Source organism: Imperialibacter sp. (genome assembly GCF_040222385.1).
In the GTDB taxonomy this organism is placed as follows: domain Bacteria; phylum Bacteroidota; class Bacteroidia; order Cytophagales; family Cyclobacteriaceae; genus Imperialibacter.
The window spans coordinates 1-1,168 of record NZ_JAVKDF010000073.1 but is presented as its reverse complement, the minus strand read 5'-3'; the positions used below and the strand labels follow the sequence as shown (position 1 = coordinate 1,168).

1 protein-coding gene is annotated in these 1,168 nt (G+C 47.9%); it reads right to left on the bottom strand.

From position 1 onward, the window contains the following. Positions 1 to 272 precede the first annotated feature (272 nt). Positions 273 to 992 carry a hypothetical protein gene (locus RIG68_RS28885; protein ID WP_350130517.1) on the bottom strand — a complete coding sequence of 240 codons (720 nt, stop codon included), beginning with the start codon at positions 990 to 992 and terminating at the stop codon, positions 273 to 275. Positions 993 to 1,168: the final 176 nt, after the last annotated feature.

The window sequence follows — 1,168 nt, the reverse complement described above, 5'->3', positions numbered from 1 at the left end:
GTTAAAAAGTCGACAAATTCATCCGTCGCTTCTGGCTTGCTTAAGTCCTGTTCAGTCACAGTTTGAAGGTGGGTGCAACCACAGATTAAAGTAATAGTTACGAAAAGGAACGTGCGATTCATCTATTGCAAGTAACGCCCGGCTATGGCGAGTGGGGTTGTTTTATGCACTTCGCTGCCCATCTGCACTTAGCCACGCCGATGATAAAATTAACTTTTGTGGCGGACAATCCAAGCCAGCAGCTGTCAGTTTACCGACGAGGCCCCCATTCGCTATAGCCTTGTGTTATCCGCTTTTTTTACCAGTTTTACCCGAATCAGCTGGGATTCTGCAGTCTGCGGATCCGCCTCAACCACCACGTCCCGAATTGTTAGAGGGTCTAGGTCTCGAAGAAGCTCAATTTTTGAGGTTTGTATGGTGTCGGAGTCGAGAATAACTACGGTAGCTATCCCACGAGCGTCATTGTCCTTGACCGTTTGAATTGCCGACTCTATAGATTCCCTCCGTCGGCTGGCAAACTCCTCATCCGAGTAGTAATCTCTTTCCCATTCGTAGATGTCTTGATTGTTGACTTCATTCTGCCACTCTACCTGCTGCATCTTCCAGGTGTCCGCCAAATAGAACCCGCCGATAATCCAAAGAATACATCCAAAGCCAATTGCATAAAGCCGTTGTCTGTGTTTAGTATGGAACCCGTCAGCCTTAAGTCGCCAGTCGCTCAGAATTGTCATTGGCAGTTTTAGGGCCAAAAAAAACAGATCAAGATAGCTGTAGCTCTCTTGACTTCGTTCCAGTGCTATCTGGTCATTGTATTCATTCAGTTCTTTTTGAAGTTGTTTTGCGATCCGAAGCTGCTCGTCCTTTTTTACATTACGGCTGGCGAGCTCTGCAGTCGCCTGTTTCACAGCCTCAGCGTTCCAGTCATCTGGAAATTGCGCTATGGCTACTAGCTCTTCTGTCGTGCGGGTTGCTATGGGAGGATCGAATTTCAATTTCGTTTTTCAGTTCCGTTCTGTAGGCCTTTGCGGATAACGCCCGGCTATGGCGAGTGGGGTTGTTTTATGCACTTCGCTGCCCACTTGCGCATAGCCACGCCGATGATAAATTTATAATTTGTGGCGTACAATCCAAGCCAGCATCCGTCAGTTTAGCGGCGAGGGCCCCATTC